Below are 24,513 nucleotides of genomic sequence, written 5' to 3' on the forward strand. Positions count from 1 at the left end.
GGTCAGCTCAGGAGGAGGTCGTGCTTGCCGAACAGGTTCAGGGCTTGCCGCCCCTGGGCGCGGCAGTGGTCGATCAACCGCCGTGCCTCCACGATGGGCTTGGAGGTCTCGGTGTATTGGAGCGCGGTGAGGTGGGTCAGCCACGGCTCTTGCCCCATGGCGTAGACGTAGACTTCGCGGGGGTTGAGCCGCTCGACCAGCTCGCGCGTCTTCGGGAAGTCCGAGCTGTTGAGCCGCCGGGACTGATCCATCTTCCGGCCCAGGGGCTTGCACAGCAGGGGGCCGTAGAGCCAGCTCAAGGGGGCTCCGTCGCACTCGAGCCCCAGGAAGAGCCGGTCGACGTCCCCCGTGAGCGAGTGGACGTGCTCGTACACGGCGGGCTCCATGTTGTTCAGGTCCGCCCCGATGAAGCTGCGCTTGCCGCCCAGCTCGAGCAGGTAGGCGCTCTTGGTGCGGATGTCGAGATCCCCATGCTCGCCCAGGAAGGGCAGGCTGGTGAGGGTGCCGCCGGGAAGGGCGAGTGACTCGAGCTCGCCCAGCTCGATCACATGAGTGAAGCCGGTATGGCGCAGGATGAGTCGGAGCGAGGGATCCACCAGGCTGCCACCCGTGCTCCGGGGCACGACCACGTGACGAACCTTGTGCCGCAGTGGCAGCAGCGTCTCGAAGAGGACGTGGTCCTGGTGGTTGTGTGTCAGCAGGACGTAGTCGATGGTCTCCGGCAAATCCTCGAAGCTGTAGCGGGGCACGGCCGCGTCCGCGTGGTAGCTGATGACCGGGTCAACGAGGATGCTCACGTCCCGGCTCTCGAAGAGCAGACACGCATGGCCGAAGTAGCGGATGCGGGTTCCGGGGCCTTCCCAAGAGGGGCGCGGCGCGGGCGCCTCGGGTGTGAAGAGCGAGGCGAAGTGCGCGGCCTGCTGGGACGGGATGCCGAGCTTCTCCGCGAGCGGAGCCAGAGGAGCCGGCGTGCGCCGCATCGCGAACAGCTCATCTAGCGCGGGCGTCTCGAAGGGCAGAGGGAGCTCGAGCCGGCTGGCATCGGCCAGGCGAGGCGTGCTGAAGGCGAAGGGCCGGCTGTCTCCCTGCACGCGCAGCAGTGACAGGCTCTGGCACGAGCGATCATGGAAGGGGCTGCGGTAGAGCAGGCCTTCCAGCAGGCGGAACGTGGGGCGGTTGTTGGCGTCGTAGACGAGTTCCACGTACCCCCGCAGGAGCTTGGGGATCTTCGCGTAGAGCGGCTCGAGCGAGAGCCCCTGCGTGTCCTGCTCCAGGAGCTTGTCGAGGCTCTTGATCGCCTCGGCGAAAGCCAGCAACGGGCCGTGCTCCTGGGTGATCCGATCCGCCAGGGCCTTCACCTCGTGGGCCCGGCGGGGGTCGCATCCCAGGAAGGGTCCCCCCAGCATCTCCGGGCGCTGGAGCGCGGCGACGTGGATCTCCGGCGCCTCCACGAAGGAGCGCATGAGCTTCAGGTGGACGTTGGCCGTGTACATCGCCGCGGAGGCGGGCGCGATGAGGTAGGGCCACGCGTACCACTGGTTGAACAGGGGCTCCGCGAGGACGTCCGGCCTGAGGTAGACGCGCTGGTTGCTCATGGTTTGCCTCCGCTGTCCGGCCGGGAGCGTTGGCCCACCCGCAGCTCTCGCTGCCGACGCGCCAGCTCTCGGCGCGGGCCACGGCTCTCGGGCGCGTGGGGGGCCTCGTCCGCCGAGGCTTCGTGGCGGCTGCCGAGCAGCCCCGCGAGGGCGTGGATGGTGGTGTATTGGAACAGATCGATCATCGACACCTCGACCGACAACTGTTGCCTCAGTTGCGTGCGCAGGTTCGCCAGCAGCAGCGAGTGCCCGCCCAGGTCGAAGAAGTTGTCGTGGATGCCCACCTGCTCCAGGCGCAGCACGTCCTTCCAGATGGCGGTGATCCTGCGCTCGAGTTCCGTCTGTGGGAGGACGGGCGCCGCTTCGGAGTCCGAGGGAGCGCTGCTGGGAGGAGGCAGGGCGCGCCTGTCGAGCTTGCCGCTGGGGCTCAACGGAAGCGCGTCCAGGAAGCAGAACGCGGAGGGGATCATGTACTCCGGCAGGTTCGTTCTCAGGTGAGCCCGGAGGTCCGCGAGGCCAGGACGTGCCGTCCCGGCAGAGGCCCGTGCAACGACATAGGCCACGAGTCGCTCCTGCCCGGCCGAGCCCGAGCGCACCACCACGGCCTCCCGGATTCCCGGGTGATCGAGCAGCCACGACTCGATCTCGCCTGGTTCGATCCGGTAGCCCCGCAGCTTCACCTGGAAGTCGGTGCGGCCCAGGTACTCCAGCTCTCCGTTCTCCTGCCACCGCGCCTTGTCCCCCGTGCGATAGAGGCGCGCGCCCGGCTCGTTGGAGAAAGGGTGGGGGATGAACCGCTCGGCCGTCAGCTCTGGCCGGCCCAGGTAGCCCCGCGCGAGTCCCTCCCCACCGATGTACAGCTCGCCGGGCACGCCCACGGGGACTGGCCGCAGCCGCGTGTCCAACACGTACCCCTGCACGTTGTGGAAGGGACGGCCGAGGGTGATGCGCTCCGGCTCCACGTGCATGGCGATCGAGGAGCAGATGGTGACCTCGGTGGGTCCATAGGCATTGAGGAAGCGCGGGCCGGTGCGCCAGCGCTCCACCAACTCCGGCGTGCACGCCTCGCCTCCAGAGGCGAGCGTCTCCAGCGTCTCCAGCCCTCGCGGATCGAGCTGCGCGAGCACCGAGGGCGTAAGGATTGCCGCGGTGATGGAGCGTCTCCGCAGCACTTCATGCAGCGCCTCGCCGGGGATCAGCTCTTCGCGCGGGGCGAGGTGCACCGACGCCCCCACCATCAGGGTGGGGAAGATCTCCCAGACAGACGCATCGAAGCTCGCGGAGGCGAACTGGAGGACGCGGCTGCAGGGGTGCAGCGCCATGGCGCTGGCGATCTGCAGCGCGGTGTTGCACAGCCCTCGGTGCCGCAGCAGCGTTCCCTTGGGGCGGCCCGTGGAGCCCGAGGTGTAGATGACGTACGCAAGGTGCTCGCCATCGAGTTCGACCCGTGGACTCTCCTCGGGCCCTTCCTCCATGAGGGCGCGCTGCTCGTCCAGGACGATGACGTACGTGCCGGCGGGCAGGCTGGGGCGAGGCGCGCGGGAGTGCGTGAGGAACACGCGCGGCCGGGCATCCGAGATGAGAGCGCCGAGGCGCTCGAGGGGGAGGGAGGGCTCCAGCGGCAGCCACGCCCCGCCGGCCTTGAGGGTAGCGAGCATGGCCACCACCAGCTCCGTGGAGCGCTCCAGGCCCAGCGCGACGATGACGTCAGGGCCCACACCCTGGCGGCGCAGGGCGTTGGCAAGCCTGTTGGCGCGGCTGTCGAGCTGCTGGTACGTGAGCACCTCGTCCTGGAAGGCGACGGCGAGGGCATCCGGCGTGCGCAGGACCTGGGCTTCGATGAGGTGGTGGACGAGCGCGGGTTCGGGCAACTCGTGCTTCTCCAGGTTGCGCTCCACCAACACCTGGTGACGCTCGGCGCGAGACAGCAGGGGCAGCTCGGAGATGCGCGCATCCGGCGCGTCCACCGCTCCTTGCAGGAGGACGCGCAGGTGCTCGGCCATCCGTTGGATGAAGGAAGCCTCGAAGAGCGCGCTGTTGTACTCGAAGGTTCCCTTCCACTGCCCGTCGTGCTCCTCGAACACCAGGCTCAGCTCGAAGCGCGAGGTGCCGGGGTCCACGTTGAGCGGACGCACTCGCAGGCCTGGGAGGCGGAGGCTGCGCTCCAGGGCGTCCTGCACCGAGAACGCCACCTGGAACAGCGGCGAGCGGTCCACGCTTCTGGGCACGCCCAGCGCCTCGACGATCTGCTCGAAGGGCACCTCCTGATGGGTGTAGGCGTCGAGGGCGATGGTACGGGTGGATGCGAGCAGCGCTCCAAAGGAGGGATCGCCCGACAGCCGGAGACGCAGGGGCAGCAGGTTGACGAACAGCCCCATCATCGGCTCGAACTCGGCGCGGTGGCCTGCGCTCGGTGATCCGATGATCAGATCCTCCTGGCCGCTGTAGCGCGAGAGCAGGATCGCGAAGGCGCTCAGCAGCGCCATGTACGGCGTGACGTGGGAGCTCCGGGCGAGCCGGCCCAGGGCATCTCCCAGCTCGCGCTCAAGGGTGAAGGAGTACTGTCGGCCCTGGAATGTCTGCACCGCGGGCCGGGCATGACTCGTGGGCAGCTCGAGGGCGAGCGGGGCATCCCGGAGCTGGGTGCGCCAGAAGTCGAGCCCCTGCTGGATCGCGGGGGAGTCCTGGCACTGCCGCTGCCAGTGAGCATGGTCCGAGTATTGGAAGGCCAGCTCGGGCCGCTCTGCTTCCTGTCCAGCCAGGGCCGCGGCGTAGTCCTGGGAGAGCTCCTCGGCCATCACGCGCATGGATTCCCCATCCGCGATGAGGTGGTGCAGGACGAAGAGCAGCAGCCACTCGTGATCGGTATGGCGCACGAGGGTCACGCGGAACAGCGGTCCCGTGGTGAGCTCGAAGGGGCGGCGGGCCTCCTGTTCGAGCCATTCCCGCTCCGCCTCCGTGCTCGTCAACCCGAGCGCCTCGCCCTCCACGTGCTGGAAGATGAACCCGGGTCCAGACTGCAGCCGCTGGACGGGAACGCCCCCGGACTCGGGAAAGCAGGTCCGGAGGATCTCGTGGCGTTTCACGAGTCGCGCGACACATCGCTCCAGCACGGCCGCATCGAGTGGACCGGTGAGCCTCAGCGCGAAGGGCATGTGGTAGACGGGGCCCGCGTTCAGTTGATGCAGGAACCACAGGCGGCGTTGGGCCGAGGACAGGGGCGCATCCGGGGTCCTCTCGAGCCTTCTCGGAGGAGGCAGAGAGCGCCCCACGCTCCGGAGCGTCTCCAAGTGCCGCGCGAGCCCGGCGGGCGTGGGGAAGTCGAACAACGCGCGCATCGGCAGCTCGCGCCCGAGGCTCTTGCGGATGCGCGAGATCGCCCGTGCGACGAGCAGCGAGTGGCCTCCCTGTTCGAAGAAGTCGGTGTGACGGCCGAGTGCGCTCACGCCCAACAGCTCGCCGAGGAGTGAGGCCAGGAGTTCCTCGAGCGGACCTTGGGGCCGGGCTTGCAGGGCCGGATCCTCGGTGGGGTGCTCGGGGGCACGAAGGGCCCGCCGGTCGATCTTCCCGTTCGGCGTGCGTGGCATCTCCTCCAGCGGTACCAGCAGGGAGGGGATGAAGTGCGCGGGCAGCCGCTCCTTGAGGAAGGTGCGCAGCCCGGGGAGTGAGACCGTGTGACCGGCCGCGGGGACCACATAGGCCACGAGCCGGGGCTCTCCTCCCGCTCCCGTTTCCGCCATCACGGCGATCTGGCCAAGGCCTGGAAAGGGGCTGGCCACCTGCTCGATCTCTCCGGGCTCGATGCGGAAGCCCCGGATCTTCACCTGGTGGTCGATGCGGCCCAGGTACTCGAGCGTTCCATCTCCCCGGTAGCGCGTGAGGTCTCCCGTCCGGTAGAGGCGCGCGCCCGGCTCGGAGCTGAAGGGATCGGGGATGAACCGCTGCGCCGTGAGTTCGGGCCTGCCCAGGTAGCCTCGCGCCAGCCCCGAGCCCCCCAGGTAGAGCTCCCCGGGTACTCCGATGGGGACGGGGTGCAGCAGGTGATCCAGCACGTAGGCGCGCGTGTACTGGATGGGCCGGCCGATCGCCGGAGGTGTGGCCTGTCCTCGCTCGATGAGCGCGAAGGTCGAGTAGGTGGTGTCCTCCGTGGGCCCATAGAGATTGTAGACGCGCTCGGCTTGCGTGCGCGCGTAGAGGTCCTCCACCAGCGAGCGGTGGAGCGCCTCGCCTGCCAGGTTGACGGTCTTCACCGACGCGGGCAGCCCCCGGTCCGCCAGCAGCTCGGCCATGGCGGAGGGGACGGTGTTGATCAGCGTGATCTCGCTGGCATTTTCCAGGGACGGCAGCGCCAGCGCGTTGTCCGCGAGGATCACCTTGCCGCCCGTGGCCAGCGGCAGGAAGAGCTCGAAGACGGACAGGTCGAAGCACACGGAGGTCGAGGCCAGGATCCCTGCCCGCTGCTCGGCCGGGAAGACGCGCGCCGCCCAGTCGAGGAACGCCACCACGCTCCGGTGTTCGATGGCCACGCCCTTGGGCCGTCCGGTGGAGCCGGAGGTGTAGATGACATAGGCGAGGTGGGAGGGAGACAGCCCGGACGGAAGAGGCGTTGCGTCGGGCCCTGCCGCCTCCCAGTCCTCGGAGTCGAGCTCGATGAGCCGCGACGCCGTGCCACGCAGCAGGGACGCATATGCGGACTGAGTCAGGGTGAGGCGCGCGCCCGCATCCTCCAGGGTGAAGCGCAGGCGCTCGGCGGGGTAGGCGGGATCGAGCGGCACGTACGCCGCGCCCGCCTTGAGGATGGCCAGGAGTGCGGTGACGAGCCCCGTATCACGCCGCAGGCATACGCCAATGCGCTCCTCGGGCCCCGCCCCGAGTGCCCGGAGCCGGCCCGCGAGCTGGGTGGAGCGCTTGTCCAACTCGGCATATGTGAGGCGCTCCCGGCCCGAGACGGCCGCGATGGCCTGGGGAGTCCTCCGGGCCTGCGCCACGAACAGCTCGTGCAGGCACGCGGTGCCCAGGAACGGTTCGCCTCCCGCGTTCCATTCGGTGAGCAGCCGCTGCCGCTCCTCCTGGGGCAGGAGCGCCAAGGCGTCCACGGACGTTCCGGGCTGGGCGACGATCGACTCCAGCAAGGTCCGGAAGTGGCCGATCATTCGATCGAGGGTGGCGCGATCGAACAACCGCGTGTCGTATTTGAAGGTGCCTGAGAGGGCGGAGGGCGCGTCCCACAGCTCCAGGCACAGCTCGAACTGGTTCTCCTGCTGGGGAATCTCGAAGGGCTCGAGCACCAGCCCCGCCGCGTCCACGCGGGCCGCGGCAGCGCCAGGCGCGAGCAGGGACAGGGCCTCCTCGAACTGTTGAGGCCGGTGCAGCAGGAAGAGGACCTGGAACAGCGAGGTGGGGGTGCCCGCACGCTGGGGCCGCAGGCGCTCGGTGAGCAGCGGCAGGGGGAATCCCTGATGATCGAGCGCGCCCAGCACGGTCTCGCGAGTGCGGGACAGGTGCGAGCGGAAGTCCTGTCCGGGCTCGAGTTGGCACCTCAGCACCAGGGTGTCGATCATGAAGCCGACGACGTTGGAGAGCTCAGCGCGGGCTCGGCCTTCACCCGTCACCGGCGAGCCCACGAGCAGATCCCGCTGGCCTGACCATCGCGAGAGGAGAACCTGGAACGCCGCGAGCAGCAGCGTGTAGAGGGTGGTGCCCTCGGCCCGCGCCAATGCCCGCAGGGACTGGCTCAGCTCGGGTGACAGCGTGAAGTCAATCGAGGCGCCTTCGCGGAGCGAGTCTGGACGCCGGGGCCGATCGCTGGGCAACTGAAGCTCGGGCAGCGGGAGCGCGAGCTGCTGGCGCCAATAAGACCAGAGGCGCTCCCCCTCGGGGCCCGCGAGCTGCCCGGCTTTCCAGCGGACGAAGTCCTCGTAGGTGTGCGCGAGGGGCGTGAGCCCCGCGCTCAGTTCATCCCCCCCGGCTGCGTACAGGCGGACCAGCTCGTCGAGCATGAGCCAGTACGACCAGCCGTCGCAGACGAGGTGGTGCATGGCGAGCAGCAGGATGTGCTCGGAGGGACTGCGGCTGAAGAGGGTGACGCGCAGCAGGGGCCCGCGCTCTAGATCAAAGGGCCGCTTCAAGGCTGCGGTGGCGGACCTCCGCAGCGTCTCTTCATCCTGTCCCTGGACCGGAACCTGCTCGAAGTGCAGCGGCTGCGTGCTGAGTACTTCCTGGACGGGCTGGCCCTCCTGCTCGCGGAAGATGGTGCGCAGGCTCGGGTGCCGGCGTACGAGCGCTTCCAGGGAGCGGCGCAGGACATCGATGTCGAGCGTCGTGGTGCTCCGGGCGGCGAACGCCACGTTGTAGGCCGGATCCTCCGGAGTGTTGCGGCACAGGAACCAAAGGCCCTGTTGGCCTGGGGACAGCGGGAAGGGGACCTGGGGTGACTCGGCTCGCCGGCGCAACAGCTCCGCGAGCAGTGCGCGCCTGTCGGAGGGTGGGGCGGGCATCATTCGAGCACCTTGCGCTCTCTCGAGAGGTCCCCGATGAGCTGCTCCACCTCGGCTTCACTGAGCTGCTCCAGGTTGGCCAGCAGTCCCCGGGCTTCCTCGGGCCGCAGCGAACGAGCCGCGGCAGGCGCAGGGGGCTTCCGGGCCGTGGTGATTCGCGCCACGAGCTCCTCGAGCGTCGAGCCTCCGAGGAAGGCCAGCAGGGGAATGTCGGTGCCCAGCTCTGCTCGGATCTTGTTCCGCAGCTCCACGGCCATGAGCGAGTCGAGGCCAAAGTGGATCAGCGGCGATCGGGCATCGAGTTCATGCTCCGCCATGCGCAGGGTCCGGGCGATGCGTGTGCGCAGATAACCCGCCAGATCGATCCCGCTGGTGGGAGGGTGCTGGCGAGAGCGGTGGGGGCTCGCGGCGGTCTTCGTGACGAGCTCTTCGATCAACAGCGGAGCCTGCCCAGCGGGAAACTGCCGCAGGTAGTCCTCCCAGTGCATGTCCACCACGCAGACGTGGGGCTCACGGGCTGGCAGGCGCGCCAGACAGTCCAACGCTCGGGAGGGCTCCATGGCGCTCAGGCCGTGGCCCTGCAACTGGGACGTCCGGTGTCCTCCCACCCGGCGCGTCATCCCCGTATCGGCCCAGAGCCCCCAACTCACGCTGAGCGCGGGCAGTCCGAGCTGGTGCCGGTAGCGCGCCAGTCCATCCAGGAATGCGTTGGCCGCGACGTAGTTGCCCAACCCCGTCAGCCCCAGCACGCTCGCGACGGAGGAGTAGAGGACGAAGAAATCCAGCGGCAGCTTCCGGGTGAGCTGATGCAGGTTCCAGGCCCCTGCCAGCTTGGGTGCGAACACCGTCTCGAAGAGTGCCCACTGGTGATCGTGCAGCAGCCGGTCCGCGAAGACGCCTGCTGCGTGGATGATGCCGTGCAGGGGCGGCATTGTCCGCTCCACCTGCTGGAGCATCGCGGCGGCCTGTTCCTCCACGCTGATGTCGGCCCGCCAGGCGAGTACTTCCACTCCCTGGGCTCGAAGTTGCTCGAGCTGGGCTCGCGCCTCGTCCGAGCCCGCTCCTCGGCCGACGAGCACGAGGTGACGCGCTCCCCACTCCACCAGCCGGGAAGCCGTCTCCAGGCCGATGCCCCCGAGCCCTCCGGTGATGAGATAGGTAGCATCGGCGCGGATGGGTAGCTGCTGGCCTGGTGCCAGCTTGGGGAGCCGCGAGAGCCGTGAGACGTAGCGCCGTCCCCCGCGCAGGGCGAGGGCGCTCTCCGAGGGGCTCTCTACCCGCAGCAGCTCCTGGACGAGGAACGAGGCCTCCGTGTCCGGACCCGAGGGATCCAGGTCCACGCGGACCGTGCGGAACTCGGGGTGCTCGGTGGCGATGGATTGTCCCAGTCCCCAGAGCGCCGCGTGGAGGGGAGTGACGGGCGCACCCTCTGTGCCGAACCCCTGGGCTCCGCGCGTCACCAACCAGAGAGATGGTGGTGTCGGAAGGGCCGCGCTGATCAGCGCCTGCACGAGGTGGAGTGTGCTCTGGCACCCGAGCCGGGTGGCATCCTGCAGTGCTCCGAGGGTGGGTTCCGGAGAGGTCTCTTCATCCAGCGTCCACAAGTGGACCACCCCTTTGAGGGGCGAGCCGTCACGCCGCAACACCGCCAACAATCGTTCGAAGTGCTCTCGCCGAGATGGATCGACCGAGAACACGCCGGGTGACACCTCCTGGTACTCGTCGCGCCGCTGCACCCAGATGCACTCCTGGCCCTGCTCGCGCAGCAGCTTCGCGACTCCTTGCGCTGTCCCCCGCGTGTCAGCGAGCAGGAGCCACCGTCCCGAGGTGCGTGTCTGCTCGCTCTGAGGCTCACTCTCGCGAGCGGCTCGCCACCCTGGGGCGTACAACCACTCGGAGGAGCTGTCCTCCAGGCGCGCGCGCAGCGTGTCCAGGGACACGGGTCGCAACTGGAGCCCGTTCAGCGTGGCGAGGCGCTCGCCTGCCTCGGAGAACACCTGGAAATCGAAGCTCTGCACGGCCGCGTGGGCGTCACCCTGGGGGCGGAGCCGCGTGTGGCAGAAGACGCGCGAGCCGATGGGCGCATGGAGGGACAAGGCCTGCAGGCCGAGGGCCATCGCGGGTGCCGGCGGCTGCGAGGACGTGGCCGCGGCGGCGAGGGTCTGCATGCATGCATCGAGCAGGGCAGGGTGAAAGCCTGCCCAGCGTGAGTCCTCGGCCAGCTCCTGTGGGAGCACCACCTCGCCGAGAGCCTCTCCCTCTCCCCGCCAGAGGCGGTGCATGTTGCGGAACGCTGGACCGGGTTGGATTCCCCGCTGGCCCAGCCACCGCTCGAACTCCTCGCTCGCTACGGGCGCTGGACACCGCTTCTGACACTCCGCGAACGCAGGGTCGGGTGTTCCTCCGGGCGTCGGGTCCGCGACGAGCGTGCCCTCGCAGTGCAGCACCCACGCAGCCTGGTCTCCCTCGGACCCGGTGCGGCCGTAGAGCTTGAAAGCCGCCGCCTGATGCTCCACAGGCCCGACGACGATCTGGAGCCAGGGCACTTCATTCCCGGACAGGAACAGGGGCTGGACGTACGAGACATCTCGCAGGCCACACCGGGGAGTCCCCAGGGCCGCGCGCCCGGCGGCAAGCGCTGCATCGAGGAACGCCGCCCCGGGCATGAGGGACGTCTCCAACAGACGGTGCTGGGCGAGCAGTGCCACCGTGGGCTCATCGAGCCGGGCTTCGAACCGCAGCTCCTGGGAGCCCGCCAAGACCATGCGCCGCCCCAATAGGGGGTGTGCGCCGGGCTCGAGTCGAGGAGCGGGGGCCTCAGGGGCAGGCGGGCTGAGCCAATAGCGGCGGCGCTGGAACGCCACTGTGGGCACTGACACCCGGCGCCTCGCGTGGGGCCGATCGAAGCGAGACCAATCCACGGGTACCCCGCGCACCTCCAACTGCGCGAGGCTCGTCAAGAGCTGGGCCCAGTCGGGCTGATCTGGACGCAGGCTGGGCAACCAGCTCAGCTCCGGGGCGGACAGGGTTTGCGGCCCCATCCCCACCAGCGTGGGCTTGGGCCCCACCTCGAGGAAGATCTCCACGCCCCGCCGGCCCAGGCTGCGCATCCCATCCGCGAAGCGGACCGTCTCCCGGAGATGGCGGCAGAAGTACTCGGCGCTCAAGGCCTCGGGGCCGAGCACGTCCCCCGTCACGTTGGAGACGAGCCCCAGCTTCATGGGCGTGAACCTCACCTGCAGCGCCGCCTGCTCGAACGCGCCGAGCATGGGATCCATCAAGTGCGAGTGGCCCGGATAGGCGATCCGCAACAGCCGGGTCTCCAGTCCCCGCTGGTTGAGCGTCTCCAGGACGTCCTTCACCTGACCGGCTCGGCCCGAGATGACGATGCTCTCCGGTCCGTTGATGGCGGCGATGGAGATGCGTCCGGCGAAGGGGGTGAGCGCCTCCCTCACCCGCGCCTCTTCGCCATAGACCATGGCCATCTCGCCCGGTTCCACGCGCTCCTGCATCCACCGGCCGCGCTGGCTCACCAGCCGCAGTCCCTCCTCCAGGCTGAACGCACCGGCGACACAGGCGGCCGCGTACTCACCCAGGCTGTGGCCCAGCACGTAGTCGGGCTCGATTCCCCAGGAGCGCCAGAGGACGGCCAGGCTGTACTCGAGGGCGAACAGCGCCGGCTGGGTGAAAGCCGTCTCGTCCAGCCGAGTCGTGGTGTCGAGCAGCGAGGTGCCCAACAGCGGCCGAAGGATGGCCTCACAGCGATCCATCGACTCCCGGAACACGGGCGAGCTGGCGTAGAGCTGCCGGGCCATGCCCGGGTACTGCGAGCCCTGGCCAGTGAACAGGAAGGCGATTCGCGGGCGCGCGTTCATGCGGGCCCGGCCGTTCCAGACATCTGGCGCTGCGCCTTCCTTCGCGTACTGCTTCAGCCTGGCCTTCAACTCCCCGGTGTCTTGTGCCACCACGGCGAGCCGGTGCTCGAAGTGCTGCCGTCCCGTATTGGCGCTGTAGGCCAGGTCCGCCAGCGCCACCGGGGAGGGTCGCTCCAGGGCGCGCACCCATTTGTCGGCGAGCTGTCCCAGCGCCTCCTCGCTCTTGGCGGAGAGGCACACGATCTGATGCGAGCGCTCCGCTCCCCCGATCGCCTGCGGCGCCTCGGGCGGGGCCGGTGCCTCCTCGAGTACGACATGGGCGTTGGTGCCGCCGAACCCGAAAGCGCTCACTCCCGCCAGCCGAGGCCCCTGCCGCTGGGGCCAAGGGGTGAGCGACACCGGGACCGAGAGCTTCAGTTGCTCGAGGTCGATGGCGGGATTGGGCTTCTCGAAGTGAAGGCTGGCGGGGATCTGCTGGTGGGCGAGGGAGAGCGCCACCTTGATGAGGCCCGAGATACCCGCGGCGGACTCGAGGTGGCCGATGTTCGTCTTCACGGAGCCGATGAGGCAGGGCCGCTCGGCGGGGCGGCCCTCGGACAGCACCTCTCCCAGGGCCTGGGCCTCGATGGGATCTCCCACCTCGGTGCCCGTCCCATGGGCCTCCACGTAGTCGATGTCGGCCGGCTTGACGCGGGCGTGTGCGAGGACCGAACGCAGCAACTGCCGCTGGGCTGTGCCACTCGGGGCGGTGAGGAAGCTGCTCGCCCCATCCTGGTTCACATGGCTCGCGCGGACGGTGGCGTAGATGCGATCGCTGTCGCGCAGGGCGGCCGCAAGGGGCTTGAGGACCACGATTCCGCCCCCCTCGCCCCGGATATAGCCGTTGGCCCGGTGGTCAAAGGCCTTGCAGCGCGCATCCGGGGCCATCGCTCCCAGGCGTGCCATGGCCACGCTGCTGTCCGGGGCGAGGATGAGGTTGACGCCCCCGGCGAGGGCGAGAGTGCTCTCCCCGCTGCGCAGGCTCTGGCAGGCCAGATGCACGGTGGTGAGCGAGGAGGAGCAGGCGGTGTCCACCGTCATGCTCGGTCCGTTCAGCCCGAGCACGAACGAGATGCGGTTGGAGATGATGCTGAAGTGCTCGCCCGTGGCGGTGTGCTGCTCGATGATGCGTGTTCCGGCCTTGTGCTTGAGCGTGGCGTAGTCGTTCCAGCACGCGCTCAGGAAGACGCCCGTCATCGAGCCCCGCAGCGTCTCCGGACGCACGCCCGAGTCCTCCAGGGCCTCCCAGGCCAGCTCCAGAGCGAGCCGCTGCTGGGGATCCATCTGGATGGCCTCGCGCGGCGCGATGCCGAAGAAGAGGCTGTCGAACGTATCGACGCTGTCGAGGAATCCGCCCTGGCGGACATAGATCTTTCCGGACGCGCCGCGGTCCGGATCGTAGAAGGCGTCGATGTCCCAGCGGTCCCCAGGCTGATCGCCAATGGCGTCGCGCCCCTGGGCCAACAACTCCCAGAACTCCGCGGGGGAGTGCACGCCCCCGGGAAGCCGGCAGCCGATCCCCACCACGGCGATGGGCTCGTGCTGGGCCTGCTCCAGCCGCGCAATGCGTGCCTGCGCCTGCTCCAGTGCGAGGAAGGCGCGCTGCAGCGGCGTCAGTCGTTCGACTCGCTCCTGCTCGTTCATGGCTCGCTCCTTCCCGGAGAGCCGGTCCGCTGGGCGAGCAGGGCCTCGATCTGTTCATCCGAGAGCTGCTCCACCCGCTCCAGCGCCTCCTGGAACTTCCCGGAGGGCTCCGCGACAGCAGCAGGAGTGGGCTCGGGAGCGCGATGCGAGCCCAGATACTGGGCGAGCGCATGAACGTTGGGGTGGTCCCAGAGGGCAACCAGGGGCACCGCCTGTCCGAACTCCTCCTCGAGCCGCTTCTGGAGCGCGATCATCCCTCGGGAGGTGACTCCCAACGTGCCAAGGGGCGCATCGGAGGGGATCTGCTCCGCGGGCACCTCCAACAGGGGCGCCAGACACGCACGCAGCCGGGCCTCGAACCCAGTGCCCACCTCCGGGGACTGTGCTGGCACGGCGGTGCTCAGCCGGACCACGGCGGCGCGGTCCGGCGCGAGCCGCTCGATCTGCGCGGCCACGTCCTCCAGGTAGCGAGCGGCCCCCACGCCGTTGATCACCCGGTGATCGAACGTCAGCGCGATGTTCGCCAACTGCTCGTCACCGCGCCGGAAGGGCGCTCCGATAAAGAGCACGCCCACGGCCGGAGTCATCAGCAGCGGGGTTGCCTGGTGGACGCCGAGATCCCCCAGGTACGTGACCAGCACCTGCGTGGAGGCGGTGATCTGGAGTTCGCCGGAGCGGGCGCGCTGGATGGCTTCGCTCGATGCCTGAACCAGGTCAGGGAAGGCGAGGGTGTCCGCCTCGCGGAGCACGGCCGTCGTGAGTCCGTCCTCCGGGAGTTCCACGGCGATCCCCAGGTTGAGGTGGGAGAACTCCCGGAGTGTCCGTGGATCGGCGAGCGTCGAGCGGAACCGGGGATGGGAGCGCGCGGCCTGGGCGAGGCAGTACGCGAGCACCTGGAACTCGGAGAACGCCAGTCCCGGGTGCTTCTCCACGAGCGCCCGCATGCCCTGGCGCAACCGGCCCCAGTCCAGCTCGCGCGCCATGGTGGCGGGGATGGCTTCCTCGGCGCTGCGCCTCAGGTGGTGGTTGAGCCGCTGCTGGCGCTCCGAGAGGGGCCGCAGTGTGAACGCGCTCCCAGGCTCCGGAGCGTCTTGCGGCCTCTCCACCACCTCCATCCGGCCCAGGGGAGCCCCCACCTCGACGAACGCGTCGGCGTCCACCAGCCACTCCACGAGCCGGCCCTCGTGCGGGCTCTCGATCTCGATCCCGGCCTTGTCCGTCTCGATCTCGTAGAGCTTGTCATCCTGGCGCACGGTCTCGCCCTGGCTCTTGAAGAACCGGCGCACGCGCACCACGAGAACTCCTTCGCCGAGACGCGGAACTGTCAACTCCACGATGCTCATGGACAGGACTCCTGAGGGGCAGCGTCACGAAGAAACGGCTCTCACTGCCAGGCAGGGGAGCGGGGCCCCGTGGGCTCCAGGTGCGAGGCCCCGATCACGATCGCCATGTTCCCCACCGGCGCGCGGTTGTCGGCCATGAGTTGATGGCACTCGCCCGTCTGTTCGAAGGAGAAGACGTGCGAGAGCACAGGGTCCACCTTGCGGTCTTGCACCAGCGCGTTGAAGCGCTCGGCGTCGTGATCATTGCCCGCATGGGAGCCCTGGAGCCGCTTCTGCCTCATCCACAGGTAACGCAGATCCAGGGTGGCGTTGTAGCCCGAGGTCCCCGCGCAGATGGCCACCATGCCGCCCGTGTCACAGACGAACAGGGAGGTGGGGAGCGTCTCTTCGCCTGGATGCTCGATGACGATGCGGGGGTTGTTGTTGCGCCCGGAGATCTCCCAGATGGCGCGGCCGAACTTGCGCGCTTCCTTCGCCCAAGCCGAGAAGGCCTCCGGGGTATTGATCTCGTGGGTGAGCGCGCCCCAGTGCGAGAAGTGTTTGCGGTTGATGTAGCCCGCGGCACCCAGGGACACACAGAACTGGCCCCGCTCCTCGCTGCTCACCACGGCGATGGGGATGCCCCCTCCGAGCCGCACGAGTTGGATCGCCAGCACCCCGAGCCCTCCGGCCCCTCCCCACACCAGCACCACGTCCCCCTTGTGCAGGGTATTCCCCTGCCAATGATGGAGCATGCGGTAGACGGTCGTTCCGCACAGCAGGTACGAGGCCGCCTGTGCCCACGAAAGATGGCGGGGACGTGGCTGGCACTGGCGGGCCTGGACCTTGGTGAACTGGGCGAACGAGCCCCAATTGCTCTCGAAACCCCAGATCCGGCTCGAGGATGCTCCGAGTGGATCTCTGCCAGCGGCGATCCACGGATCATCCTGTTTCCACTGCACGCAGTGGAGGATGACCTCGTCTCCGACACGGACATGACGGACCGCGGAGCCCACCTGGTAGACGATCCCGGAGGCATCCGAGCCTCCAATGTGAAAAGGCTCGTCCTCTCCACCCTGGAGCCGGCGTTGCGCGATCACGTCCACCGGGTAGCCCCGGGCCGCCCAGACATTGTTGTAATTGACCCCCGCCGCCATCACGGCCACCAGCACCTCGTCGGGTCCGGGCTCGGGAACATCCACGATCTCGAATTGGAACGCGGAGGACGGAGCGCCGAAGCGCTCGCGCCGGATCACCTGAGCATGCATTCGCCGGGGAACGACACCCAGGGGAGGCAACTCCCCCACGGGTACGAGATCGGGTCGAGTCATGGAGCCGGTCGATGGTGGGCAGCGTGAGCTGGAGGGTCAGTCCACGGTGATCTTCGAGGGGGCGGCTCGCACCTTGGCCTTGGCCTCGCCCTCCTCGATGTCTTGGAGTTCCCCTTGAACGATTTCCAGGCAGCCCGTGAGCAACTCCGCGTTGGCTCTCAGCACATACTTGCGCAAGATCCCGAGCGCACGACTGCCCGAGGTCAATGGGCTCGAGGCCTGCTCACCAATGCTGCTCAAGATGGTACCCGTTTTCTTCGCAGACGGCCGCTCGTAGGACATACGGGGTTCTCCCTGAATGAACTGCGTTTGGAGTGCAATGCGAGGTAGCGCTGGGATCAGGCGCGAGCGAAGCGGACCGTCAGCCGGTCTTCATTCATTCGGGCGCTGATGACGTCCAGGTTCACGACGGAGCGTGGCAGGAGGATGTTGCGCTTGAAGGTGCCGATGCGCACCACGAGATCCTCATGGTGCCGGGAGACGTCAATCTGATCCTTCATCACGAAGGGCAGCTTGAGTTCGAGCCGGTAATGGCCCTCGGACTCCTTGGCGAAGCCATAGGCCGGCAGGTTGACGAAGAAGCCCGCGGGATCGCGCTCGGCGTAGAGCATCCGCGCGAAGGTCTCCAACTGCTCCTGGCCCACCACTTCCGCGGAGAGGAAGGGCAACCGGGAGACGGGAACCGGGTCGAAGTAGTTCTGGATGTCCGTGGAGTACTTCGCCTGGGATTTGGCCCAGGCCTCGAAGTAGCCCTCGCCCGTGGGGAGCAACCGGTTGATGACGACCGAGTCGATGGTCACCCCGTACAGGCAGAAGTACATGAAGGCACGTTGGGTCTCGCGCACCACCATCTTCTCCGGGTTGGTGACGAGTCGTACGGTGGTGACCTTCGGATCGCGCAGCAGCGCTTCCACGCCCTCGAGCCGCTTGAACAGCCCCTGCAGCGCGGAGAAGTAGCGCTCGTCCGGGAGGAACTCCAGGTACTGTTGCGCGGCCGCGCCGATCACCTTGGCCATGGGCCGGATCACCTGCGCGAGCTTGCGATCCGCGTTCAAGCGTTTGCGGGCGTACCAGTCCAGCGTCGTCGTGATGCTGACGAACCGGAGCGCCTCGCTCGTGGGAGGGCAATCCAGCACGATGACGTCATAGCGGTGCTCGGACACGTAGCGGTTGAGCTCCATGAGCGCCACCACGTCCTCCATGCCAGGCATGATGGCGACCTCCTCCGCCACAATGCCTTCCAGCCCGCCTCCCATCATGATGGCCGCGCTGTAACGGTAGATATCCTTCCAGCTCCGTTCCAGCTCTTCCTGGACATCAATCTCTTGGATGTCCAGGTTGTCTCTCACCCGGACGGGCTGCCCCTTGGAGCGGGTGAACAGCTCCTCACTGACATCGAAAGAATCACTCAGGCTGTGAGCCAGATCAAAGGACAGCACCAGCGTGCGGTGACCCTTTTGAGCAGAGGCCAGCCCCGTGGCGGCGGCGACGGTTGTTTTGCCGACCCCGCCCTTGCCAGAGACGAGAATGATTCGAGCCATATGAGCTACATTACCCATGAGGTTTCCCTGGTTGTCAAGTGATCAATCGTACGATCCACTCTGGGAAATAATCTCTACGCAACCTACTGCGGTGGGTCGTCATGAGCGCCCAGGTCTGGACGGCATGGAGGGTGGCTGCTATGAGGGCTCGCCTTTCTTCTGCTGAGCAAGCTTCAAGAGGGTCGTCATGAGCGAGCAGGATGGCGGGATTGTCTATAAGGTGGTCGTGAACCATGAGGAGCAGTACTCCCTCTGGCCGGCGGACCGGGAGAACGCTCCGGGGTGGAGGGACGCGGGCACGCAAGGCTCCCAGGCCGAGTGCCTCGAGTACATCAAGCGTGTCTGGACGGACATGCGCCCGCTGAGTCTGCGCAAGCGCATGGATGAACGGCAGAACACCCCATGAGTGCGCTTCCCTCAGGCGGGGCGCCTGCCGCGGGTTCACCTACCCGATTGTGGTTCCCCTACTGGCGCCCAAAGCCTGACGCACGTGCGCGGCTGTTCTGCTTTCCGTTCGCTGGGGGCTCTGCATCGGTGTTCCAGCGCTGGGCCCAAGCGGGGCTGGCGTCTGCGGACGTCATCGCGGTGCAATATCCCGGGCGGGAAACGCGCATTCGAGAGCCCCTGTGCCGTCATGTGCCCGAGCTTGTCCAAGCGCTGGGGCCCGTGCTTCGGCCATTGCTGGATCGTCCCTTTGCCTTCTTGGGCTACAGCCTGGGGACCTATGTCGCCTTGGAGCTGGCTCACTGGCTGCAGCAGGAGGCAGCTCCGGCGCCACTCGGGCTGATGCTGGCGGCAGGCGCTTCTCCTCACCAGATGCAGGGCCGGAAGCTGTACACGCTGCGAGACGGCGAGCTCCTCGCGGAGCTCGGGAAGTACGGTGGCACGCCGCCCCAGGTTCTCGAAGATCGGGAGTTGATGGAGGTGCTGCTGCCGGTGCTGCGCGCGGATTTCGAGATGGCGGAAGAGTATCGCAGGCGGATGGAGCCTGGACTCTCGCTGCCCTTCAACGTGTGGGGCGGCCAGGAGGACACCTCACCCTCGCCACAGGCTCTGGAAGGGTGGCGCGAATACACCACGGGCCCCTGCACGCTGCAGGTGCTCCCTGGGGGCCACTTCTTCATGTTCTCTTCCAGCGGGGACGTGCTTCGAGAGAGCGTGCAGCGGACGTTGCAGCAGTGGTCTGCCCAGGGAGGCTAGGCAATCAGACGAGTGCCTCGAGTGCATCCGGGTGCCCGAGGAACCCACGAGGGCTGGCGGACCGGCCGTATGCACCCGATTGGAGAACGACGACGAGGTCCCCCTCGGTCGCGGTGGCGAGTTGGGCCTTGTCGGCCAGCAGGTCGAGCGGGGTGCACAGCGGACCGACGACGCTCGCTACCTCCGTTGGTCCCTGTCTCCCATTGATCGCGACAGGGTAGTTCTTGCGGATCACCTGACCGAAGTTGCCGGAGGCGGCGAGGTGATGGTGCATTCCCCCGTCCGTCACGAGGAACACCTGCCCCCGCGAGACCTTCCGCTCGATCACGCGGCACACGTAGAGGCCCGCCTCGCCCACCAGGTAGCGTCCGAGCTCGATGACGACTTCCATCTCCGGACGCTGCGCGCGGGCGTGCTCGGCGAGCGTGTTCAGGTGCTCGATCACGGCGTGCACCTCCAGCGGCTTGTCGCTCGGCGTATAGGGGATGCCGAATCCACCGCCCAGGTTGAGGGAGCGCAGCGGTACGTTCAGCTTCTCCGCCCAGTGAAGCGCGAGCTCGCAGCTTCGCGATTGCGCCTCGATGATGGCATCCGCACGGAGATTCTGCGACCCAGCGAACAGGTGGAACCCCTCGAAGTCGAGCCCGGCGTGTTTGATCTCCCCGATGAGCTCTGGCAACAGCTCGGCGTCGACGCCGAATTGTTGCGCGCCTCCACTCATCTTCATGCCTGAAGCGCGGAGCGTGAACGGCAGGTTCACCCTGACGGAAACCCTCGCAGGCTGGCCCGTTGAGTCGGAGATCTCCGCCAGGAGCCGCACATCGCGAAACGACTCGACGTTGATGAGGATGCCAGCCGCGTGCGCCTGCTTCAGCTCTCGCTCGCTCTTACCGGGGCCGGCGAAGCTGATGTGCTTGGGGGACTTGCCGGTGTCGAGCGCGACACGCAGCTCTCCCGCCGATGCCACGTCCAATCCATCCGCCAGCCCCGCGAAGTGGCAGACCAGGGCGGGCATCGGATTGGCTTTGATGGCGTAGTGGATCCGCACAATGGGAGAGAGTGCACGTCTGAGCCCCTGGACGCGCTCGGTGATCCGCCGCCGATCATAGAGGTAACAGGGGGTGCCGCCCACCGCGTCGACCACTTGCGACAGGGGTTGTCCACCGACGAGGAACTCACCTGTTTCGTTCCGTGGCCAGCCACTCCAGGTGCCGCTCTCGTGGGGCTCGAGCCATGCTGCTTCAGCTGCTTCCATTTCCTTTCTCCCTGAGCATGCGTCAATGAGTCTCTTCGCCGATGAGCTCCCGCTGGAGCTTCTTGCGATCAATCTTGCCGTTCCCATTGCGAGGCAGGCTCTCGTCGCGAACCTCGACATGGTGGGGAACCATGTAGGGAGGCAGCATCTTCTGCAGCGCGCGCAGGAGGCCATCGGCGCTGAACTCGGAGGGCGTCCTGGGCAGGAGGAGCACGGCGATGCGATGCCCGAGGCGCTCGTCGGGAAGGCCGACCGCGGCAGCCTCGGCCACGAGCCCGGTCGAATAGATCGCCTCCTCGATCTCAACGGGGCTGATCCGGTATCCCGACGACTTGAGCATCTCGTCGTTCCGCCCGATGAAGTAGAGGAAGCCCTCCTCGTCCATTTGCACGCTATCTCCGGAGAACACGGCGATCTCGGGCAGCACGAGCCCGTTGAGGCTCCTCGGGAGCAGGCGGAACCGCTCGGCGGTCCGCTGGGAGTCCTTCCAATAGCCAAGGGCGACGGTGGAGCCGCGGTGAACGAGTTCGCCCGGTTCGTTCGGCGCGCAGGGGGTGCCATCCGGACGCAACACCAACAACTCCTGATTGGGAATGGCGCGTCCAATCGAATCGGGACGACGGTCGACCTCTTCCGGAGGCAGGTAGCTGGAACGAAACGCCTCGGTCAGTCCATACATGAGGTATGGCTTTGCCGAGGGGACACGCGCCCGCAGCCGGGCGAGTGTCTCACGAGGCATCTTTCCACCGGTATTGGCGAAGTAGCGCAGGTGCTCGTTGATCTCCCGGGGCCACTCGAGCTCGGAGAGCTGGACGTAGAGCGGCGGTACGGCGGTAAGGCCCGTGATGCGCTCGCGAGCCAACGTCTTCAGGACCTCCGTGGGCATCGTGTAGTCCAGGAGGACGGCGCGGCCCCCCGCATAGAACGTCGTCGTCAGCTGCGAGAACCCGGCGTCGAAGGAGAGAGGGAGCACCGCCAGCAGCCGGTCGTCGGCGCGATTCTCGAGATAGCTCGCAACGCTCGCCGCTCCGGACACAAGGTTGCGGTGGCTGATCACCACCCCCTTCGGTTTCCCGGTGCTCCCCGAGGTGTAGAGGATCGCGGCCATGTCGATGTCGGCGAGCCGGACCGGCGCGGGTGCCCCGGTGGAGATGAACTCCTCCCACGTGTGGAGGGCATACCGTGTTTCCTCTTCGGCCAGCGGACAGCTCTCCGAGGTCAGCACGACCATCCGCAGCATCGGGCAGCGCGAGAGTGTGTCGCGGAGCGACAGGTAACGCTCCCGGGACGTGAACAGGATCTCCACGTCTCCATCGAGGAGGATGTGCTCGACCTGCAGGGACTTGAGGACGGGGTTGATCGGAACGAAGCAGCAGCCGGCTTTCGTGGCCCCGAACGCGGCCGCGACTGCTTCGTGCGACTTCGAGAGATAGATCCCGACGCGCGCAAAGCGCTCCAGCCCGGCGGCTTTCAGCCCGCCCGCGACGCGGTCCTGAAGCGTGGCCAGCTGCGCGTACGTGAGCATGTGCCCCTTGCTCCTCAAGCTCTGGGCGGTGGGGGCTCGCTCAGCGGCGCGATCGATCAGGTGGTGGAGGAGGTATGGGGCGGTCATCGATACACCTCGGAAGCATTGGGCTCAGCAAGGGGCGGCTGTCATCAAGGCGCCCGCTTTCACTGCGTTGATCATGACAGTGAGGGTCCGGACCTGTTCGAACAGCCGCCGGAAGGGCAGGCCCTCGACATATCCGTGCCCCGCAGCGGTCTGCACTGCGTCGCGCGCGATCCGGAAGGAGAGGTCGCCGACGTGGCCGACGCTGAACTCCGCGATGCCTCCCTTCATCCCGGGCGGTTCGCACTGCTCGATGCTCGCGGTCAGATAGAGCGAGAGCGCTTCCTGGTTCAACGCCAGATCCGCAAGGCGCACGGCGACGGCCTGGTGCTGAGTGATGGGCTTCCCAGCGGACTGCCGCGTTCTGGCATAGGCATACGCCTCATCGACGAGCCGCCGCGTCGCTCCGACGATCAGCCCGCACAGAAGGGCCATCTGCGCGCGGACGTAGGTATCCCAGGCTCCCGCCGCCAGTGGCCTCATGCCGATGTCGCTACGAGTGACTCCTGGCTGGAGCGAACAGGTGAGCACCTCGCCGAAGGGAAAGCCGAGCAGGCCGCCCTTCCGTGAGCAGGTGAGCCCAGACACGCAGATCCCCCTGCTGACAGGAACAGCCAGGGTCGGTCCGTTCGGGTCGAAGAGGGCGATCGTCGGTGGACAGGCCGGATCGACCATGGGCTGCCACGACGTCCACTGCGTAGCGCTGGCGTTCGGAATGGCGACGAGATCCGCCAATGGAGGAAGCTCCGCGGCCCTGGCCGGTGCACTGGACAGTCCTCGCCATGCAGCCGGCAGGTTGGCGTGTCCGAGCAGCTCGGCCATGTGGAAGAGCAGCACCGGCACGTCTTCGCGGCTCTCGAGTTCGGGCAGCACGCTCTCGAGTTCGAGTTCCCGCACGAGCGCGACCGCCGCCCACAGGTGTGCGCGCTCTGTCGAGGAAAGATCGCGGATGGCGCTGGCGACGGCTCGGGCCGCGCTCACATAGGGTTCGGCGACCGGCGAACACCGGAAATCGATCGGAGCAGAAGGATCTTCATGAGGAGTCATGGATGTCTCCGTGAATGGCATTGATCGAATGCCGGAGTGGGGAACGGAGGGTGGGGAGTCCCGCGTGCCCGGGGTGCTCAGTGCAAGTATGCCCTGGCGATCATCAGGCGCTGCATGTCACCGGTTCCCTCCAGGATGTCGAAGGCCTTGGCATCGCGATAGAACTGTTCGATCCGGTCCCCCACCGTGACGGCCTTGGCCGGGAATAGCGTCGACAGCCGGTGTGCCAGCTCCATGGAGACGGTGGACGCGAACGCCTTGGCCAGCGACGCATCGGTCGAAGCGTGTTGCCCCGCGTCGAACTTCCATGCGGCACGGAGCGCCAGGAGCTGCGATGAGCAGATCCGGGCACGGAACATGTTGAGCTCTTCGCGTGCCTGCTCGGTCGTGGTGCGTGACAGCTCCGCCTCGCCGCTGTCGAGGCATCGCTCGGCATGGTCCACCATGCCGAGGCAGCCGCCGTTGATGAGCGAGGAGAGCACGGGTCGCATGTAGTCCCACGCGGCCTGCGCGCCCGTGAAGGCGTCCATCAGGGGGCCACGTTTGCCGGTGTGCCCCAGCATGTTCGTCGCTGGCACCCGGCAGTCGGAGAAGGAGAGGGACGCGAGCTGGCTCGCCCTGAGCCCCATCATGTCCTCGCAGCGGTCCACCGAGAACCCTGGCGTGTCGCGCGGCACGACGAACGCGCGAATGGCGAAGCGCCCCTTGCTCGGGTCGATCGAGGCGAACACGACGACGACGTCCGCCCTTCCTCCGCTGGTGATGAAGCACTTGGTACCGTTGAGCACGTAGTCATCCCCGGCGCGTGTGGCCACCGTGCGCATGGCGGCGGCATCCGAGCCGCCCTGGGGTTCGGTGATGGCAAAGGCTCCCCACACCGGCCTCGTCTGCCCGAGGAACCGCTGGAAGTAGGCGACCTTCTGTTCTTCCGTTCCCAGCGCGAGCACAGGCGGGCACGACAGCCCTGGGCCGGGCAGGCCGATCGGAAGTGCTGGGCAGATGCGTCCGATGCGCTCGAAGACCACCGCCCGCCGGACAGCCGTCGACGTGAGCGCGATGCCACCATACGAGACGGGCATGTTCACGCGGTTCAGCAGGTCGACGGGCATCAGCGACCAGAGCTCGCTCGGGATGTCCGCCTCCGCATCGGCTCGTGCAGCGAGCGGAGCCAGGTGCGTCTCCAAGGCTTCGAAGAGCTGCCAGGTCTCCGGATCCGCGCGGCGGCTCTCCCTCAGCACCTCGTCGGGGTCGACCCTCACGGCGAGTCTCCCTTCCCGGAGTCCCGTTGCGCGGCCTGGTAGGTGTCGAGCAGGAGCTTCACATCGATGCCCTCGATGGTCATGCCCTCGTACTCGCAGTTGCTGATGCTCACGCCAATGAAGCTGGCCCGGGTGAAGGAGCTCCCGTCGAGGAGGACATCCTTGAAGCTCGACTGGGCGAGCGAGACCTCCGAGAACGTGCTGCCAGCCAGACGCACGTCGTCGAACTTGCTGCACGCGAGGTCGGAATCAGTGGCTTCGATCTTGTGGATGACGTCGTTGAGGTTGATCGTACTCAT

At 67.6% G+C, this 24,513-nt stretch carries 14 protein-coding genes; 2 read left to right on the forward strand and 12 right to left on the reverse strand.

Features of this window, described 5'->3' with window-relative positions:
• Window positions 1–2 precede the first annotated feature (2 nt).
• The 7 genes from KY501_RS01915 to KY501_RS01945 all read right to left on the reverse strand — a co-directional run bounded on the left by KY501_RS01915 (window position 3) and on the right by KY501_RS01945 (window position 17,844).
• A complete protein-coding gene (locus tag KY501_RS01915; RefSeq protein WP_224360637.1) occupies window positions 3–1,595 on the reverse strand; it encodes an MBL fold metallo-hydrolase in 1,593 nt (530 codons plus the stop codon).
• Window positions 1,592–8,095, reverse strand: coding sequence for a non-ribosomal peptide synthetase (locus tag KY501_RS01920; RefSeq protein WP_224360638.1), 6,504 nt, complete (start codon window positions 8,093–8,095; stop codon window positions 1,592–1,594). The genes KY501_RS01915 and KY501_RS01920 overlap by 4 nt, the downstream gene beginning before the upstream one ends.
• The gene (locus KY501_RS01925) at window positions 8,092–13,650 is read right to left on the reverse strand and encodes a type I polyketide synthase (RefSeq protein ID WP_224360639.1); all 5,559 of its coding nucleotides are present in this window, start codon (window positions 13,648–13,650) and stop codon (window positions 8,092–8,094) included. The genes KY501_RS01920 and KY501_RS01925 overlap by 4 nt, the downstream gene beginning before the upstream one ends.
• Window positions 13,647–14,993, reverse strand: a complete 1,347-nt coding sequence (locus KY501_RS01930; RefSeq protein WP_224360641.1) for a 2-oxo acid dehydrogenase subunit E2 — start codon at window positions 14,991–14,993, stop codon at window positions 13,647–13,649. Before KY501_RS01930 ends, KY501_RS01925 begins: the two co-directional genes overlap by 4 nt.
• A 41-nt stretch (window positions 14,994–15,034) precedes the next feature.
• Entirely contained in the window at window positions 15,035–16,303 is a 1,269-nt protein-coding gene (gene ccrA / locus KY501_RS01935; protein WP_224360643.1) for a crotonyl-CoA carboxylase/reductase, read from the reverse strand.
• A 36-nt stretch (window positions 16,304–16,339) separates the two neighbouring features.
• Window positions 16,340–16,543 carry a hypothetical protein gene (locus tag KY501_RS01940; protein ID WP_224360645.1) on the reverse strand — a complete coding sequence of 68 codons (204 nt, stop codon included), beginning with the start codon at window positions 16,541–16,543 and terminating at the stop codon, window positions 16,340–16,342.
• A gap of 98 nt (window positions 16,544–16,641) precedes the next feature.
• Window positions 16,642–17,844 (reverse strand): ArsA family ATPase, encoded by a 1,203-nt coding sequence (locus tag KY501_RS01945; protein WP_224360647.1) that lies wholly within the window; start codon window positions 17,842–17,844, stop codon window positions 16,642–16,644.
• A 187-nt stretch (window positions 17,845–18,031) separates the two neighbouring features.
• Between KY501_RS01945 and KY501_RS01950 the strand changes: the two genes are divergently transcribed.
• Window positions 18,032–18,250, forward strand: a complete 219-nt coding sequence (locus KY501_RS01950; protein ID WP_224360649.1) for an MbtH family protein — start codon at window positions 18,032–18,034, stop codon at window positions 18,248–18,250.
• The gene (locus KY501_RS01955; protein WP_224360651.1) at window positions 18,247–19,044 is read left to right on the forward strand and encodes a thioesterase II family protein; all 798 of its coding nucleotides are present in this window, start codon (window positions 18,247–18,249) and stop codon (window positions 19,042–19,044) included. The genes KY501_RS01950 and KY501_RS01955 overlap by 4 nt, the downstream gene beginning before the upstream one ends.
• 4 nt (window positions 19,045–19,048) lie before the next feature.
• Here the strand turns inward: KY501_RS01955 and KY501_RS01960 are convergent, their stop codons facing one another.
• The 5 genes from KY501_RS01960 to KY501_RS01980 all read right to left on the reverse strand — a co-directional run bounded on the left by KY501_RS01960 (window position 19,049) and on the right by KY501_RS01980 (window position 24,513).
• A complete protein-coding gene (locus KY501_RS01960) occupies window positions 19,049–20,299 on the reverse strand; it encodes a pyridoxal-dependent decarboxylase, exosortase A system-associated (protein ID WP_224360653.1) in 1,251 nt (416 codons plus the stop codon).
• Window positions 20,300–20,321: 22 nt separating this feature from the next.
• Window positions 20,322–21,911 (reverse strand): acyl-CoA ligase (AMP-forming), exosortase A system-associated, encoded by a 1,590-nt coding sequence (locus tag KY501_RS01965; RefSeq protein WP_224360655.1) that lies wholly within the window; start codon window positions 21,909–21,911, stop codon window positions 20,322–20,324.
• A 24-nt stretch (window positions 21,912–21,935) separates the two neighbouring features.
• A complete protein-coding gene (locus KY501_RS01970) occupies window positions 21,936–22,955 on the reverse strand; it encodes an acyl-CoA dehydrogenase family protein (RefSeq protein WP_224360657.1) in 1,020 nt (339 codons plus the stop codon).
• A 77-nt stretch (window positions 22,956–23,032) separates the two neighbouring features.
• A complete protein-coding gene (locus KY501_RS01975) occupies window positions 23,033–24,214 on the reverse strand; it encodes an acyl-CoA dehydrogenase family protein (protein WP_224360658.1) in 1,182 nt (393 codons plus the stop codon).
• Entirely contained in the window at window positions 24,211–24,513 is a 303-nt protein-coding gene (locus KY501_RS01980; protein ID WP_224360660.1) for a pentapeptide repeat-containing protein, read from the reverse strand. The genes KY501_RS01975 and KY501_RS01980 overlap by 4 nt, the downstream gene beginning before the upstream one ends.

It is taken from the genome of Hyalangium versicolor, from assembly GCF_020103695.1.
GTDB classification, from domain to species: domain Bacteria; phylum Myxococcota; class Myxococcia; order Myxococcales; family Myxococcaceae; genus Hyalangium; species Hyalangium versicolor.

Coding starts and splice junctions, on each gene's coding strand:
- KY501_RS01925 (WP_224360639.1), bottom strand. CDS start 13,650: ATGAACGAGCAGGAGCGAGTCGAACGACTGACGCCGCTGCAGCGCGCC.
- KY501_RS01955 (WP_224360651.1), top strand. CDS start 18,247: ATGAGTGCGCTTCCCTCAGGCGGGGCGCCTGCCGCGGGTTCACCTACC.
- KY501_RS01980 (WP_224360660.1), bottom strand. CDS start 24,513: ATGAGTACGATCAACCTCAACGACGTCATCCACAAGATCGAAGCCACT.
- KY501_RS01930 (WP_224360641.1), bottom strand. CDS start 14,993: ATGAGCATCGTGGAGTTGACAGTTCCGCGTCTCGGCGAAGGAGTTCTC.
- KY501_RS01950 (WP_224360649.1), top strand. CDS start 18,032: ATGAGCGAGCAGGATGGCGGGATTGTCTATAAGGTGGTCGTGAACCAT.
- KY501_RS01915 (WP_224360637.1), bottom strand. CDS start 1,595: ATGAGCAACCAGCGCGTCTACCTCAGGCCGGACGTCCTCGCGGAGCCC.
- KY501_RS01965 (WP_224360655.1), bottom strand. CDS start 21,911: ATGACCGCCCCATACCTCCTCCACCACCTGATCGATCGCGCCGCTGAG.
- KY501_RS01960 (WP_224360653.1), bottom strand. CDS start 20,299: ATGGAAGCAGCTGAAGCAGCATGGCTCGAGCCCCACGAGAGCGGCACC.
- KY501_RS01970 (WP_224360657.1), bottom strand. CDS start 22,955: ATGACTCCTCATGAAGATCCTTCTGCTCCGATCGATTTCCGGTGTTCG.
- ccrA (WP_224360643.1), bottom strand. CDS start 16,303: ATGACTCGACCCGATCTCGTACCCGTGGGGGAGTTGCCTCCCCTGGGT.
- KY501_RS01945 (WP_224360647.1), bottom strand. CDS start 17,844: ATGGCTCGAATCATTCTCGTCTCTGGCAAGGGCGGGGTCGGCAAAACA.
- KY501_RS01920 (WP_224360638.1), bottom strand. CDS start 8,095: ATGATGCCCGCCCCACCCTCCGACAGGCGCGCACTGCTCGCGGAGCTG.